This is a genomic window from Streptomyces sp. NPDC002206 (assembly GCF_053593595.1).
The window spans coordinates 490,055-504,362 of sequence record NZ_JBSFCW010000001.1 but is presented as its reverse complement, the minus strand read 5'-3'; the positions used below and the strand labels follow the sequence as shown (position 1 = coordinate 504,362).

Annotated in this window: 15 protein-coding genes; 9 read left to right on the top strand and 6 right to left on the bottom strand. The window is 70.3% G+C overall.

Annotated features, from left to right (window positions below; all coding sequences use genetic code 11):
- Positions 1–117: 117 nt before the first annotated feature.
- The 6 genes from ACWCP8_RS02350 (at position 118) to ACWCP8_RS02325 (ending at position 6,361) form a co-directional block, all read left to right on the top strand.
- A complete protein-coding gene (locus ACWCP8_RS02350) occupies positions 118–1,710 on the top strand; it encodes an ABC transporter ATP-binding protein (RefSeq protein ID WP_352267781.1) in 1,593 nt (530 codons plus the stop codon).
- On the top strand, positions 1,707–2,822 hold the full coding sequence (locus ACWCP8_RS02345; protein WP_352267780.1) for an ABC transporter permease: 1,116 nt from the start codon (positions 1,707–1,709) through the stop codon (positions 2,820–2,822). Before ACWCP8_RS02350 ends, ACWCP8_RS02345 begins: the two co-directional genes overlap by 4 nt.
- Positions 2,819–4,105: an ABC transporter permease gene (locus ACWCP8_RS02340; protein ID WP_352267779.1), complete on the top strand. Its 1,287-nt coding sequence runs from the start codon at positions 2,819–2,821 to the stop codon at positions 4,103–4,105. Before ACWCP8_RS02345 ends, ACWCP8_RS02340 begins: the two co-directional genes overlap by 4 nt.
- Positions 4,102–4,500 (top strand): cytidine deaminase, encoded by a 399-nt coding sequence (locus ACWCP8_RS02335; RefSeq protein ID WP_352267778.1) that lies wholly within the window; start codon positions 4,102–4,104, stop codon positions 4,498–4,500. The genes ACWCP8_RS02340 and ACWCP8_RS02335 overlap by 4 nt, the downstream gene beginning before the upstream one ends.
- Positions 4,501–4,612: 112 nt before the next feature.
- The gene (locus ACWCP8_RS02330; RefSeq protein WP_451113941.1) at positions 4,613–5,890 is read left to right on the top strand and encodes a thymidine phosphorylase; all 1,278 of its coding nucleotides are present in this window, start codon (positions 4,613–4,615) and stop codon (positions 5,888–5,890) included.
- Positions 5,891–6,043: 153 nt separating this feature from the next.
- On the top strand, positions 6,044–6,361 hold the full coding sequence (locus ACWCP8_RS02325) for an STAS domain-containing protein (protein ID WP_352267775.1): 318 nt from the start codon (positions 6,044–6,046) through the stop codon (positions 6,359–6,361).
- Positions 6,362–6,422: 61 nt separating this feature from the next.
- Here the strand turns inward: ACWCP8_RS02325 and ACWCP8_RS02320 are convergent, their stop codons facing one another.
- The 3 genes from ACWCP8_RS02320 to ACWCP8_RS02310 all read right to left on the bottom strand — a co-directional run bounded on the left by ACWCP8_RS02320 (position 6,423) and on the right by ACWCP8_RS02310 (position 9,629).
- Positions 6,423–7,412: a sigma-70 family RNA polymerase sigma factor gene (locus ACWCP8_RS02320; protein WP_352267774.1), complete on the bottom strand. Its 990-nt coding sequence runs from the start codon at positions 7,410–7,412 to the stop codon at positions 6,423–6,425.
- Positions 7,413–7,516: 104 nt separating this feature from the next.
- Positions 7,517–8,200, bottom strand: coding sequence for a L,D-transpeptidase family protein (locus ACWCP8_RS02315; RefSeq protein ID WP_451113940.1), 684 nt, complete (start codon positions 8,198–8,200; stop codon positions 7,517–7,519).
- Between the two features lie 118 nt (positions 8,201–8,318).
- Positions 8,319–9,629 carry an MFS transporter gene (locus ACWCP8_RS02310; protein WP_352267771.1) on the bottom strand — a complete coding sequence of 437 codons (1,311 nt, stop codon included), beginning with the start codon at positions 9,627–9,629 and terminating at the stop codon, positions 8,319–8,321.
- A gap of 62 nt (positions 9,630–9,691) precedes the next feature.
- On the opposite strand from ACWCP8_RS02310, the gene ACWCP8_RS02305 reads away from it, so the two are divergent.
- Positions 9,692–10,645 carry a LysR family transcriptional regulator gene (locus tag ACWCP8_RS02305; protein ID WP_328626546.1) on the top strand — a complete coding sequence of 318 codons (954 nt, stop codon included), beginning with the start codon at positions 9,692–9,694 and terminating at the stop codon, positions 10,643–10,645.
- Between the two features lie 152 nt (positions 10,646–10,797).
- Here the strand turns inward: ACWCP8_RS02305 and ACWCP8_RS02300 are convergent, their stop codons facing one another.
- Positions 10,798–11,559, bottom strand: coding sequence for an alpha/beta hydrolase (locus ACWCP8_RS02300; RefSeq protein ID WP_352267770.1), 762 nt, complete (start codon positions 11,557–11,559; stop codon positions 10,798–10,800).
- Between the two features lie 103 nt (positions 11,560–11,662).
- Between ACWCP8_RS02300 and ACWCP8_RS02295 the strand changes: the two genes are divergently transcribed.
- Complete coding sequence (locus tag ACWCP8_RS02295) at positions 11,663–12,817, top strand: adenosine deaminase (RefSeq protein WP_352267769.1); 1,155 nt, start codon at positions 11,663–11,665, stop codon at positions 12,815–12,817.
- Between the two features lie 135 nt (positions 12,818–12,952).
- A complete protein-coding gene (locus tag ACWCP8_RS02290; protein WP_451113939.1) occupies positions 12,953–13,285 on the top strand; it encodes a hypothetical protein in 333 nt (110 codons plus the stop codon).
- A gap of 163 nt (positions 13,286–13,448) precedes the next feature.
- On the opposite strand, the gene ACWCP8_RS02285 is transcribed toward ACWCP8_RS02290, so the two are convergent.
- Together ACWCP8_RS02285 and ACWCP8_RS02280 are read right to left on the bottom strand one after the other, a co-directional pair.
- Complete coding sequence (locus tag ACWCP8_RS02285; RefSeq protein ID WP_352270801.1) at positions 13,449–13,655, bottom strand: PspC domain-containing protein; 207 nt, start codon at positions 13,653–13,655, stop codon at positions 13,449–13,451.
- 93 nt (positions 13,656–13,748) lie between these two features.
- Complete coding sequence (locus tag ACWCP8_RS02280; protein ID WP_451113938.1) at positions 13,749–14,297, bottom strand: VanZ family protein; 549 nt, start codon at positions 14,295–14,297, stop codon at positions 13,749–13,751.
- Between the last annotated feature and the right edge of the window lie 11 nt (positions 14,298–14,308).

The following is a 14,308-nucleotide window of genomic DNA, read 5'->3' as shown; positions in this document are numbered from 1 at the left end:
GCGCGTAGCGTCCGCCGGGCGCGGTACCTTTTTTCGCCCCCCACCGCCTCCACCGCCTCCGCCCTCCGCTCCTGCCAAGGAGAGTGCGTCATCAACGCGTCCAGCAGTCCCCATGCCGTGGAGCTCCGCGGCATCACCAAGCGGTTCCCCGGGGTCGTGGCCAACCACGACATCGACATCACCGTGCGTCGCGGTACCGTCCACGCTCTCGTCGGCGAGAACGGCGCCGGCAAGTCCACTCTGATGAAGATCCTGTACGGCATGCAGAAGCCGGACGAAGGCACCATCGCGGTGGACGGCGAGCAGGTCTCGTTCCACAACCCGGGTGACGCCATCGCGCGCGGCATCGGCATGGTGCACCAGCACTTCATGCTCGCCGACTACCTCACCGTCCTGGAGAACGTCGTCCTCGGCTCCGAGAAGCTGTACGGGATCGGCGACCGGGCCCGCGCCAGGATCAAGGAGATCTCGGACGCGTACGGTCTCGGGATCCGCCCGGACGCCATGGTCGAGGACCTCGGTGTCGCCGACCGTCAGCGTGTGGAGATCCTCAAGGTCCTCTACCGCGGCGCCCGCACCCTGATCCTCGATGAGCCGACCGCCGTCCTCGTGCCGCAGGAGGTCGACGCACTCTTCGACAACCTGCGCGAGCTCAAGGCCGAGGGTCTGACCGTCATCTTCATCTCGCACAAGCTCGGCGAGGTCCTCTCCGTCGCCGACGAGATCACGGTGATCCGGCGCGGTACGACGGTGGGCACCGCCGACCCGGCGAGCACCACGACCAAGCAGCTCGCCGAGCTGATGGTCGGCAGCGAGCTGCCGTCGCCGGAGACCCGCGAGTCGACCGTCACCGACACGCCGATGCTCACCGTCGATGACCTGCGGCTGACCGCCACCGACCCGGACGGGGTGGTGCGTGCCGTGCTCGACGGCATCACCTTCACCATCCACAAGGGTGAGGTCCTCGGCGTCGCGGGCGTCGAGGGCAACGGCCAGTCCGAACTGGTCGACGCCATCATGGGCATGCGTCCCCTGGACCACGGGGTGCTCACCCTGGACGGCGCCGACATCTCCCGTACGCCGACGCGCAAGCGCCGCGAGGACGGCATGGCCGTCATCCCGGAGGACCGCCACCGGCACGGACTGCTGCTGGAGGCCCCGCTCTGGGAGAACCGCATCCTCGGCCATGTCACCGAGCGCCCCAACAGCAAGGGCGCGTTCCTCGACCTCAAGGCCGCCCGCGCGGACACCGAGCGGATCGTGCGCGAGTACGACGTCCGTACCCCCGGCATCGAGGTCACCGCCGCCTCGCTCTCCGGCGGCAACCAGCAGAAGCTGATCGTCGGCCGCGAGATGAGCCACGCCCCGAAGCTGCTGATCGCCGCGCACCCCACACGGGGCGTGGACGTCGGCGCGCAGGCGCAGATCTGGGACCAGATCCGCGAGGCGCGTCGCGAGGGTCTGGCGGTGCTGCTGATCTCCGCCGACCTGGACGAGCTGATCGGGCTCTCCGACACCCTGCGCGTCATGTACCGCGGCCGGCTGGTCGCGGACGCCGACCCGGCGACCATCACCCCGGAAGAGCTCGGCTCGGCGATGACGGGAGCGGCCAGCGGCCATCTCGAGGCGCCGGCCGAGTCCGGTACGGATGCGGAGTCCGGTCCGGACTCCGCCGACACCGACCCCCGGAACGGGGGAGAGGACCGATGAAGAAGTTCGACAAGGAGCGGCTGCTCCTGGGGATCGCGGCCCCCCTACTCGCGATCGTGGTCGCGTTCCTGGTGACCGCCCTCGTGCTGGCCGCCACCGGCAAGGAACCGTTCAGCGCGTTCGGCATCATGTTCGACTACGGCGTGAAGTCGGACAGCCAGGTCTACATCCTCAACAAGGCGACGACGTACTACCTCGCGGGTCTCGCGGTGGCCGTCGGCTTCCGGATGAACCTCTTCAACATCGGCGTCGACGGCCAGTACCGGCTCGCCGCCTTCTTCGCCGCCGCCGTCGGTGGCGCGCTGACCCTGCCGGGCGCCCTCCAGATCCCGCTGATCATCCTCACCGCGATGATCGTCGGCGCGATGTGGGCCGGTATTGCCGGTGTCCTCAAGGTCACCCGGGGCGTCAGTGAGGTCGTCTCGACGATCATGCTGAACGCCATCGCGACCGCCATCATCGGCTATCTGCTCCAGCAGGGCCGTCTCGGCCACCTCGACGAGGCCGGCACGAAGATCTCCACCAACCCGCTCCCGGAGTCCTCGCACTTCTTCGAGTTCCCGACCACCCCGACGCCCGTCTGGGGCTTCATCGTGGTCGCGGTCGTCGCGGGCATCGCCTACTGGTTCACGCTCTCGCGCACCCGGTTCGGCTTCGATCTGCGTACCGTCGGCCAGTCCGGCTCCGCGGCCGAGGCCAGCGGTGTCGACGTCAAGAAGATGGTCGTCACCTCGATGCTGATCTCCGGCGCGGTGGCCGGCCTGGTCGGTATGCCGACGCTGCTCAACGAAAGCTACGAGTACAGCGGTGACTTCCCCATCGGGATCGGCTTCACCGGCATCGCCATCGCCCTCCTCGGCCGCAACCACCCCATCGGCATCGCGCTCGGCGCGCTGCTCTGGGGCTTCCTGGAGCGCGGCACCGGAAAGCTCGAGTTCGAGGGGTACGACAAGGAGATCGTCGGCGTCATCCAGGGCGTCATCGTCCTGTGCGTCGTCATCGCGTACGAAGTCGTCCGCCGCTACGGACTCAAGCGCCAGCAGAGCAAGGTCGGCGCGGAACTCGCCGCACAGGCCGCCCGTAACTCCGACCAGCAGGAGGTGTCGGCGTGACCGCCACGGCGACTTCCACCCCGCCGCCCGCGGCCCCCAAGGTCTCCGGTGGCAGCGGCCGCACCCGCCTCTCCTTCCCCGTCGTCCTGCTGATCGTCGCGGGCGCGCTGCTCGCGCTGTCCGCGGTGCGCGCCATCACCGGCGCGCAGGACGTCACCTCTGCCGGGCAGATCAGCGCGGCGCTCGCGATGGCCGTGCCGATCGGGCTCGCCGGTCTCGGCGGCCTGTGGGCCGAGCGGGCCGGTGTGGTCAACATCGGCCTCGAAGGCATGATGATCCTCGGCACGTTCTTCGGCGCCTGGGCCGGCTGGCAGACCAGCCCCTGGCTCGGTGTGCTGGCCGGGGTCATCGGCGGCATGCTCGGCGGACTGCTGCACGCCGTCGCGACCGTCACCTTCGGCGTCGACCACATCATCTCCGGTATCGCCATCAACATCCTGGCGCTCGGGTTCACCACCTACTTCGCCAAGCTCTGGTTCAACACGGGTGAGGCGGCGGCCAAGGGCGGCAGCCCCAAGCAGTCACCGCCGGCCGACGACATCACCTCGGTGACGATTCCCGGCCTGTCGGAGTGGCTGCACTCGATCGAGAAGCATCACTGGTTCTTCGTCTCCGACGTGGCCGGTGTCATCGGCGGTCTGATCACCAATGTGTCGCTGCTGACGATCCTGGCCGCGGCCCTCTTCGTCATGACCTTCTTCGTCATGTGGAAGACCTCGTTCGGGCTGCGGCTGCGCTCCTGCGGCGAGAACCCGGTCGCCGCCGAATCGCTCGGCGTGAACGTCTACCGCTACAAGTACATCGCGGTGATCATCTCGGGCGGCATGGCCGGACTCGGCGGTGCCTTCCTCTCCCTGGTGACCTCGCACATCTACAACGAGGGCCAGACCGGCGGCCGCGGATACATCGGTCTCGCCGCGATGATCTTCGGTAACTGGCGGCCCGGCGGACTCGCCATGGGCGCGGGGCTGTTCGGCTTCGCCGACGCGCTCCAGCTGCGCAACGGCGGCGAGTCCGTCCATGCACTGCTGCTCCTGCTGTTCGTCGTGCTGGCTGTGCTCGCCGCCTGGAAGCTCTACCGCAAGAGCTTCGTCCAGGGCGCGGCCAGCGCCGTCATCGCCGCAGCCGTGCTGGTGTGGTACCTCGCCACGGACACGGTGCCCACCGAGTTCGTGAGCGCCACCCCGTACATCGTCACGCTGCTCGTCCTCTCGCTCTCCGCGCAGCGGCTGCGGATGCCGAAGGCGGACGGCATGCGGTACCGGAAGGGCCAGGGCAAGTGACCGCGGCCGCCGACGTCGACTGGGACGCCCTGCGCGTCGCCGCCCGCGACGCCATGTCCCGGGCGTACGCCCCCTACTCGGGCTACCCGGTAGGCGTCGCGGCGCGCGTCGACGACGGCCGCACGGTGGTCGGCTGCAACGTCGAGAACGCCTCGTACGGACTGGGCCTGTGCGCCGAGTGCGGCCTGGTCTCGCAGCTCAACGCCACCGGCGGCGGCCGTCTGACCCACTTCACCTGTGTCGACGGGACGGGCGCGATCCTGGTCCCGTGCGGCAGGTGCCGGCAGCTGCTGTACGAGTTCGGCGGACCGGAGCTCGTCCTGGAGACCCCGGACGGCCTCCGCACGCTCGACGAGATGCTGCCGCAGGCCTTCGGCCCGGACCATCTGAAGTAGAACTGCTGTGGCCCTCCCGTCCGTTGGGAGGGCCACACCCGTATCCACCCTCTATGCGCGTAGAGTCATTCGGGACTCCTGCGTACGTACCGGCCGGAAGGACTCCCAGGACATGGACGCCATCTCCGTCATCCGCACCAAGCGCGACCGGGGCGAGCTGACCCCCGAGCAGATCGACTGGGTCATCGACGCCTACACCCGCGGCGAGGTCGCCGACGAGCAGATGTCCGCACTGGCCATGGCGATCCTGCTGAACGGTATGAACCGTACGGAGATCGCCCGCTGGACCGCCGCCATGATCGCCTCCGGCGAGCGGATGAACTTCGACTCGCTCTCCCGCCCCACCACCGACAAGCACTCCACCGGCGGGGTCGGCGACAAGATCACCCTGCCGCTCGCCCCGCTGGTCGCGGCCTGTGGAGCCGCCGTGCCGCAGCTCAGCGGCCGCGGTCTCGGCCACACCGGCGGCACTCTCGACAAGCTGGAGTCCATCCCCGGCTGGCGCGCCCACCTCTCGAACGCCGAGATGCTCGACGTCCTGGACACCACCGGCGCCGTGATCTGCGCCGCCGGGGACGGTCTGGCCCCCGCCGACAAGAAGCTGTACGCGCTCCGCGATGTCACCGGCACCGTCGAGGCCATCCCGCTGATCGCCAGCTCGATCATGTCCAAGAAGATCGCCGAGGGCACCGGCGCGCTGGTCCTGGACGTCAAGGTCGGCTCCGGCGCCTTCATGAAGACCATCGAGGACGCCCGTGAACTGGCCTCCACCATGGTCGCGCTGGGCACCGACAGCGGCGTACGGACGGTCGCGCTCCTCACCGACATGGCCACCCCGCTCGGCCTGACCGCAGGCAACGCCCTGGAGGTCCGTGAGTCGGTCGAGGTCCTGGCCGGCGGCGGCCCCAAGGACGTCATCGACCTCACCCTCGCCCTGGCCCGCGAGATGCTCGACGCGGCCGGACTCAAGGACGCCGACCCGGAGAAGGCCCTGGCCGACGGCTCCGCGATGGACGTCTGGCGCCGGATGATCGCCGCCCAGGGCGGCGACCCGGACGCCACGCTCCCGGTCGCCCGCGAGCAGCACGTGGTTGCGGCCCACACCTCCGGCGTACTGACCCGTCTCGACGCGTACGACATCGGCGTCGCCGCCTGGCGTCTCGGCGCGGGCCGGGCCCGCAAGGAGGACCCGGTGCAGGCGGGCGCGGGCATCGAAATGCACGCCAAGCCGGGCGACACGGTGACCAAGGGCCAGCGACTGCTGACGCTGCACACGGACACCCCGGAGAAGTTCGAGTACGCGCTGAAGGCCCTGCCCGGGTCGTTCGACATCGCCCCGGTCGGCACGGAGTTCACTGCCACCCCGGTGGTGCGGGAACGTATCGCCTGACCTGCGGCTTACCCGTACGGGTGAACGGGACCGGTGGACTGCTGCCGGTCCCGTTCGGCATGCTGGACACCGGGGTCTTCCCGGTCAGTCGAGAAGCCGGGTCGCGCAGCGATGAGTTCCGGCCGTTGCGGCGGTCTCCTTCGTGTGGATCCCATGACCCCGAACGCTCTGGTCATCGCCGGTCGCGTCACCAGGCCCGACGTGCCGGTGCTCTGCGCCGAGCTGGAGTCCCTGCTGTACGACCCCGAGGGCAGGGTCCGCGCCCCGGACGCCCGGGTGGACTGCGACCTGGGCGGGGTCGTACAGGCGGATCTGGTCCTGGTCGAGGCGATAGCGCGGCTGGGGCTTGTCGCGCGCCGGGCGGGGGGCCGACGGCTGCGGCTGCGCAATGTGCCGCCCGAAGTGCGGAACCTGCTGGACCTGGTGGGGCTGGCCGACGTCGTGAACGTGGAGGAGCGGTGCCGGGACTGAGCCCCCCGGCCCGGCGCAGCTCAGCCCGCCTCCGGCGCGTTCCTCCGCCGTATGCCCCGCCTCACGCCGGGTCGGCCTCGAGGTGGTCCGGCAGACCGAAGAGCGGGAACCAGCGGAGTGTGTCCAGGAAGCAGTGCAGTCCGGTGATCGCACCATCCGAGATGTCGATGACCTGCACCGCCCACGGCACGAAGCCGGTGCCGTCCGGATTCGGCTTGTAGTGGGCGAACGCCGGGGTGCCGTTCGCCGCGGTCACCACCAGGCGGGAGCCCTCGCAGCTCGCTCCGGCGGAGACCATGAAGCCCGTGATGTCGTGGTGCCCCTGGAGCCAGAGGTCGAACGGCGGCATCGTCATCACGGCGTCCTCATGGAGCAGCGCGGTCAGCGCCGCCATGTCGTAGCCCTCGAACGCCGCGACATACCGCTCGAGGAGCTTGCGCTGCTCCTCGTCGAGTGGGTCTGCGGTGTCGGCGGTCAGTCCCTCGCTCTCGGCGAGGGTCGCCCTGGCCCGCTGCAGGGCGCTGTTGACCGAGGCGACCGAGGTGTCGAGCAGCTCGGCGACCTCACTCGCCTTCCAGGCCAGCACCTCGCGCAGGATCAGCACGGCCCGCTGCTTGGGCGGCAGAAGCTGCAGCGCGGCGACGAACGCGAGGCGCACCGACTCCCGTGCCACTGCGGCCTCCGCCGGGTCGGCCACCGACGGCAGGATCCGCCCGTCCGGCATCGGCTCCAGCCAGGTGTTCTCCGGCAGTGGGTTGAGCGCCGCCTGGGCGAGTGGTGTCGGGCCCGTCAGATCGACCGGGCGGGCCCGCTTCTTCCCCGCGTTCAGCATGTCGAGGCAGACGTTGGTGGCGATCCGGTACAGCCAGGAGCGCAGCGAGGAACGGCCCTCGAACTTCTCGAAGTTGCGCCAGGCGCGCACCAGCGTGTCCTGTACGGCGTCCTCCGCCTCGAAGGCCGAGCCGAGCATCCGGTAGCAGTAACCGGTCAGCTCGACCCGGTGTCCCTCCAGACGGCTGTCGATGTCCGTTGCTGCCGTCAGATCACTCATCGCTCCACCCCTGTTGCGTTGTGTCACCGCTCGCTCGGCACTTCGGAAGCTACAGGAGGCCACTGACAACGGGGGCGGGAAGTACCGAAGCCGCTAACGTTCCGTCACGTTCCGGGCTTGCGCCCGTACACGTACACGTCGTCGCCGTTCTTCAGCAGATTCCAATATGCCTTGGCGTCCGCGTCCCGCATGTTGACGCAGCCGTGGGACCCCGGCGGGTTCCACATCTTCAGACCGACCGAGTGGAACGCCTGCCCGCCGTCGAAGAACTGCGAGTACGGCATCCACACGTGGTACAGCGACGACCAGTGCTTGATGTGCCGCAGATAGATCTTCTTCGGCCCGGTGCGGGTCTCGTACCCGTTCCGCCCGCTGCGGATCGGCACCGGACCGTACTTCAGATTGGTGCCGTCCTGGATCCAGCTCAGCTGCCGGGTCAGGTCCACGCACGCGATGCGCCCCTTGTCGGTGGGGCACTTCTTGTCCTTGTTGGGGTTCTTGCCGGCCGCCTTCTGGGCCGTGAGCGTCTTCATCGTCTGCCAGGTGATCGGTCCCGCGTACCCGATGTCCGGGGTGATCCCGTAGGTGCGCTGGAACGACTGGATCGCCTTGCAGTCGGCTGCCGACTGCCTGCCGTCGACCGGCCGGTGCAGGTAGTTCTCGACCTGCTTCTGGTACGGCCCGGTAGACGTGGTGCAGGATGCCGCCTGCGCGGACGCGCCCGATCCGAGCACGAGCGCCGGCGCTGCCATCAGCCCGGCGACGGACAGCGCGACCGCGCGCCGCATCCGGACTCCCCGTATGTTCCCTGCGACTCTCATGTACGCCAACTCCCCTTCGCGCGCTGTGCGGTGGTTCCGCCTGCTAGACGCGCGTCGGGGAGTGGATGGTTGTGCGCCGTATGTCTCAGTTCTGTACGGACACCACCGGTACGAGCCGGCGTCGCTCGGCCCGGGCGACCCGCGACCCGTACAACGTGATCGAGACGACGCCGAGGACCGCGAGCAGTCCCATGGACACCGTGCCCGCCCAGCCACCGGCGTGGAAGGCGATCGCGCCGAGCGTGCCGCCGGCGCTGGAGCCCAGGTAGTACGCGGACTGGTAGAGCGCCGACGCCTGCGCCCGGCCCTTCGTCGCGGTCCGGCTCACGGATGACGAGGCGACCGCGTGCCCGGCGAAGAAGCCCGCCGTGATCAGGACCAGGCCGAGCAGTACGGCGGCCAGCTGGTCGGCGAGCGAGAGCAGCAGACCGGCAGCCGTGGTGGAGACGGCCAGGTAGAGCGCGCCCCGGCGGCCGAGCCGGGCGACGAGCCGGCCGGCCGCGGCAGACGACACCGTACCGACGAGGTAGACCAGGAAGATCGAGCCGATGACGCCCTGCGGGAGGTTGAACGGTTCGCCGATCAGCCGGTAGCCGATCACCGTGTAGACCGCGCCGAACACCGTCATGAACAGTGCGCCGATCGCGTACAGCCTGCGCAGCAGCGGATCGGCGAGGTGTCCGCCCACCGTCTTCGCCAGGGCCTTCGGGTTCAGCGTGCCGGGCGTGAAGTGACGGGCCCTCGGGATCATGAAGTGGAAGACGACCGCGCAGGCCACGGCCAGCAGCCCGACCGCGCCGAGCGCCGCCCGCCAGCCCCACAGCTGGGCGATCCAGCCGGTGAGGATGCGGCCGCTCATGCCGCCGATGCTGTTGCCCGCCACGAACAGCCCGATCGCGGCGACCAGCGCCTTCGGCCGTACCTCCTCGGCCAGGTACGCCATCGCGGAGGCGGGCAGCCCGGCCAGCGCCGCGCCCTGGACGGCGCGCAGGGCGATCAGCCAGCCGAGCGAGGGGGCGAACGGCACGAGCAGGCCCACCAGTACGGCGACCGTCAGCGACGCGGTCATCAGCTGTCGCCGTCCGAACCGCTCGGAGAGCGCACTCATCGGCAGCACGCACAACGCCAGCGCACCCGTCGCCGCGGAGACCGTCCAGCTGGCCTGTCCGGCCGTGGCGCCGAAACCGGCGGAGACGGCGGGCAGCAGTGCCTGGGTGGAGTAGAGCAGTGCGAACGTCGCGACACCGGCGGCGAAGAGCGCGAAGCTCATCCGGCGGTAGCCGGGGCCGCCGGGCTCCAGCCGGTCCGGAACGGCGGCGGCAGCGGGGGCGACGGGCGATGACGGGGCTGAGGCGTCCAGCGTGAGGGTGGACGCCTTGGTACTGGCAGGAGGCATACCTCGAAAGTAGATCTCCCTGGTTCATGCGTCCAATGCACGAACTTGCCATAATCAATCCCATGGTGCATGAACGCAGCTCACAGCCTCGGCTGTCACCGAGTAGTTACGAAGAAGACATTCGCGCGGTCCTCGCGCCGCGGCTCGCCTACTTCGAGGCGGTCGCCCGCCACGAGCACGTCACCCGCGCCGCGCATGAGCTCGGCGTCCCGCAGTCCACGCTGTCGCGGGCGATGGTCAGGCTGGAACAGGACCTGGGAGTCGCCCTGTTCGCCCGCAGGGGCCGTACCGTCTCCCTCACCCCCGCGGGCCGTACCTTCCTGGGCTCCGCCGAGCGGGCCCTCGCCGAGGTGGAGCGGGCCGCCGACTCGGTACGGGCCGACGCCGATCCGGCCGCGGGCAAGGTGGCCTTCGGGTTCCTGCACACGATGGGCTCGGAGACCGTTCCCGCGCTGATCCGGGCCTTCCGCGCCGACCACCCGCGCGTGCGCTTCCAACTCGTGCAGAACTACGGCGAGGCGATGATCGAGCGGCTCCGGGCCGGCGGCCTCGACCTCTGCCTCACCTCACCCGTCCCGGACGCCCCCGACCTGGTGGCCCGCCGTCTCGACGAGCAGCGGCTGCGCCTGGTCGTCCCCGACGACCACCGCCTGGCCTCCCGCAGGCGCATCCGCCTGGCCGAGGCCGCCGACGAGGCGTTCGTGACCCTGGAGCCGGGGTACGGCCTGCGGCGGATCACCGACGACCTGTGCGCGGAGGCGGGCTTCACGCCCCGCGTGGCGTTCGAGGGCGAGGAGGCGGAGACCCTGCGCGGCCTGGTGGCCGCCGGCCTCGGCGTGGCCCTGCTGCCGCCGCCCGCGGTGGCCCGCCCGGGCGTCGTCGAACTGACGGTGACGGCCCCGCGCGCGGCCCGCGAGATCGGCGTGGCCTGGCTGGACGGCCACCCGGACACACCCCCGGTGGCGGCGTTCAAGCAGTTCCTGCTGTCGCGCCGGGGGCATCTGCTGCCGGACTGACGGGCGGTGGCGCGTGTGTGAGAAGTCATGCAGCGCATGCCGGGTGTCCAGGATCGGGGCTGCGGCGCGAAGCCCTGCCGTGCGGCGTGCGAGCCGGCTCGTCGCTCTGCCGCCCCTGACGCCTCTGGTGGCCACAGGGCATCCCGCGGGCCCTAGGACTTCAACGACCGCCCGAATCCCGCCGCCAGGGGCATCCGCAGTCCCAGCGGCGGGGGCGCCGCCAGTGCGTCGGCGACCGGGCGCGCGTAGCTCCGCCCGAACAGCGATCCCCGTACGAAGTCCACCGCCAGCGCCACCACTTCGGCGCGGTGCTGGCGCAGGGAGTGGCCGTCCGAGTGGACCTCGAAGCGGCAGGTGTCCCGGTTGGCCTTCTTGGCGCGCTGGGCCAGCCGGAACGACAACTCCGGGTCGGAACGTGCGTCGTTCGTGCCGTGGACGAGCAATACCTGGCGGCCCAGCAGATGTTTCACCGGCTCCGGCTCGGCCGACGGGTCCTCGGGCAGCCAAGGGGCCATCGCCAGAACCGAGTTGACCGCCGTATGGCCGCCCGCGCGCAGTGCCGCACGGCCGCCCATGCCGTGCCCGGCCAGGCAGACGGGGACGTCGCCGTACCGTCGTACGACCTCCTCCACCGCCCACTCGGCGTCCGCCGCGAGCTGTGCGTCCGTGGCGTTCCAGCCGCGGCAGCGGTAGTGCACGACATGCGCGGCCAGCCCGTCGTCCTGGCCGGCGCGGGCCAGGGTGCGGGCGAGCGGCAACTGGAGCGCGTACGACAGAGGGGAAGGGCGGCGGTGCGAGTCGGCCTCGCCGTCCGGGAGCAGCAGGACCACGCCGCTGACCGCAGGTTGTGCTCCGGCCGTCTTCACGGCCCGTCCCAGCCTCGCAGCAGGCAGGGGGAGTGCGCGCTGTGCCATGACAGAACAGTGTCAGAAGGTCAGGTGTACTCCACCCGTATTTGCGGTCACCGTTGCGTATCGGCGCGCGGCGCTCTACGCGCGTAGGCGCTAGAGTGCCCAGATGATGAGCCCGACCCTCCATGTGCCCGGCCCCGACCAGATCCGGCGCGCCCCCAAGGTGCTGCTCCACGACCACCTCGACGGCGGTCTGCGTCCCGGCACGATCATCGACCTGGCCCGTGACGCGGGCTACGAAGCCCTTCCCGAGACCGAAGCGGACAAGCTCGGCATCTGGTTCCACGAGGCGGCCGACTCCGGCTCGCTGGAGCGTTACCTGGAGACGTTCGCCCACACCTGTGCCGTCATGCAGACCCGCGAGGCCCTGGTCCGGGTGGCCGCGGAGTGCGCCGAGGACCTCGCCGCGGACGGCGTCGTCTACGCGGAGGTGCGGTACGCCCCCGAGCAGCACCTGGAAGCCGGGCTGACCCTCGAAGAGGTCGTCGAGGCGGTCAACGAGGGCTTCCGCGAGGGTGAGCGCCGGGCCCGGCTGGACGGCAACCGGATCCGGGTGGGCGCCCTTCTCACTGCGATGCGGCACGCCGCCCGCGCCCTGGAGATCGCCGAACTCGCCAACCGCTACCGGGATCTGGGCGTCGTCGGCTTCGACATCGCGGGCGCCGAGGCGGGCTACCCGCCCACCCGTCACCTCGACGCCTTCGAGTACCTCAAGCGCGAGAACAACCACTTCACCATCCATGCGGGCGAGGCCTTCGGCCTGCCGTCGATCTGGCAGGCACTCCAGTGGTGCGGCGCCGACCGGCTCGGCCACGGCGTCCGCATCATCGACGACATCGAGGTCGCCGAGGACGGCAGTGTGACGCTGGGCCGTCTCGCCTCGTACGTACGGGACAAGCGCATCCCGCTGGAGATGTGCCCGACCTCCAACCTCCAGACCGGCGCCGCCGCCTCGTACGCCGAGCACCCGATCGGGCTGCTGCGCAGGCTGCACTTCCGGGCCACCGTGAATACGGACAACCGGCTGATGAGCGGTACGACCATGAGCCAGGAATTCGAGCGGCTGACCGAGACCTTCGGATACACGCTCGACGACATTCAGTGGTTCACAGTCAATGCGATGAAATCAGCGTTCATTCCTTTCGATGAACGTCTGGCGATGATCAATGACGTGATCAAGCCCGGATATGCCGAGCTGAAGTCGGAGTGGCTCTTCGAGCAGACCGCTGCGACCAGCACATCTTCCGCTTCCGCGGGCTGAATTGCGCTTCAGTGACAAACGGCCGGGAAGATCAGATCCCGGCCGTTTTCCGCGTCCGCCGTGTTTGCGGGACGGGTAGTGCGCTGGCTAGTTTGCAGAGCCGCTCGCATCCCCTTCCCCAAGGATGAATTTCACATGAAGCAGTCTGCTGCCAGGGCTCTCGGTGTCGCCGCTCTCGGTGCCGCTTTCGCCGCTGCCGCCGCCGGTACGGCCTCCGCCGCCGCGCTTCCCCTCGACGCCGCGACCTCCGCTCTGCCGACCGCCGCTCTGCCGATCGCCGGCTCCGCGCTGGGGACCGCCACCCGGTCCCTGCCGGTGCAGGACACGGCCACGAAGCTCCTCGGCAGTGGCCAGACCGAGATCCTCAACGACGCCACCGCCCCGGCCAAGGGCCTGCTCGGCGGGCTGCCCGCCGGTGGCGTGACCACCAGCGGCCTGTCGACCAACGGCCTTCCGCTCGGCGGCTGACCCCTCGCGCATACGTGAGTGGGGGGGGGGCCCCGGGGCGGGGGGCGCCCCCCCCCCCCCCCCCGGGGGGCCGACCCACGGGGGCGGGGCCCCCCCCCGCCGATTAGGGGTGTGGGGGGGCCCCCGCCCCGGGGCCCCCCCCCCACTCACGTATGTCTCGGGACTACCAGGCGGTGCCGGCCGCCGACGCCTTCTCGGCCGGCAGCAGCAGCCACAGCGCCAGGTAGAGCAGGAACTGCGGGCCCGGCAGCAGACAGGAAACGAGGAAGATCACGCGCATGGTCCCCGCGGACGTGCCGAAGCGCCGTGCCAGCGCTGCGCACACTCCGCCGATCATGCGTCCGTCACGGGGGCGGGCAAGTGCGGCCATGGTGGGCTCCTTCGCGAACCGTTGCCGAGGAGCAGCTCCGTCGTGCTCCCCGTATATCCATGGTGGCCCGGCGAACAGGGGCAAAGCGTCGCTCTACGGTGCGATACCGACCCTGGAAATCGTCGGGGTCGACCCCTGAGGCGACTCGTCCCTGAGTCGGGGAACCGGTCGTACCCGGTCCTGGCCGCGGCGGCGCAGCCGCTTCCGGCACACCGGCACGACCAGCAGATGGGCGAGCCCCACGCCCACGGTGTTCAGCAGCAGCGAGTCGACATCGACGACCTGACCCGGCACCCCGGTCTGCGCCAGCTCGATCGCCAGCGAGATCAGCGACCCGGCGGCGACGGTACGGGCCAGCGAGGCCCACGGGGACACATGGAGCCGTCCCCCGGCCATGGGCAGCAGCACCCCCAGCGGCGCCAGCAGCAGCAACCCCTCACCGATCCGGTGCGCCGCCTCGACCGGGCCGAGGGACAGATCCGTCTTTAGGCCGGCGAAGGGCCGAAGATTGGCGGCCGTTGTCCACGGCACATCCAGCGGGCGCAGAGTCAGCCACCCGACAAGCAGCAGATGCGCGAGGAGGAGAAACACCCCGACCGCGCGGAAGCGGATGACGGCTTGGCCGCCCGAACCTTGACGCACACCCCTCAAGA

What these genes read in the sequence shown, in the direction of transcription:
- ACWCP8_RS02285 (WP_352270801.1), bottom strand. Translation starts at nt 13,655, where the DNA reads ATGGCCGCACTTGCCCGCCCCCGTGACGGACGCATGATCGGCGGAGTG.
- ACWCP8_RS02325 (WP_352267775.1), top strand. Translation starts at nt 6,044, where the DNA reads ATGACCCCGAACGCTCTGGTCATCGCCGGTCGCGTCACCAGGCCCGAC.
- ACWCP8_RS02305 (WP_328626546.1), top strand. Translation starts at nt 9,692, where the DNA reads ATGGTGCATGAACGCAGCTCACAGCCTCGGCTGTCACCGAGTAGTTAC.
- ACWCP8_RS02310 (WP_352267771.1), bottom strand. Translation starts at nt 9,629, where the DNA reads ATGCCTCCTGCCAGTACCAAGGCGTCCACCCTCACGCTGGACGCCTCA.
- ACWCP8_RS02315 (WP_451113940.1), bottom strand. Translation starts at nt 8,200, where the DNA reads ATGCGGCGCGCGGTCGCGCTGTCCGTCGCCGGGCTGATGGCAGCGCCG.
- ACWCP8_RS02295 (WP_352267769.1), top strand. Translation starts at nt 11,663, where the DNA reads ATGATGAGCCCGACCCTCCATGTGCCCGGCCCCGACCAGATCCGGCGC.
- ACWCP8_RS02330 (WP_451113941.1), top strand. Translation starts at nt 4,613, where the DNA reads ATGGACGCCATCTCCGTCATCCGCACCAAGCGCGACCGGGGCGAGCTG.
- ACWCP8_RS02345 (WP_352267780.1), top strand. Translation starts at nt 1,707, where the DNA reads ATGAAGAAGTTCGACAAGGAGCGGCTGCTCCTGGGGATCGCGGCCCCC.
- ACWCP8_RS02300 (WP_352267770.1), bottom strand. Translation starts at nt 11,559, where the DNA reads ATGGCACAGCGCGCACTCCCCCTGCCTGCTGCGAGGCTGGGACGGGCC.
- ACWCP8_RS02320 (WP_352267774.1), bottom strand. Translation starts at nt 7,412, where the DNA reads ATGAGTGATCTGACGGCAGCAACGGACATCGACAGCCGTCTGGAGGGA.
- ACWCP8_RS02290 (WP_451113939.1), top strand. Translation starts at nt 12,953, where the DNA reads ATGAAGCAGTCTGCTGCCAGGGCTCTCGGTGTCGCCGCTCTCGGTGCC.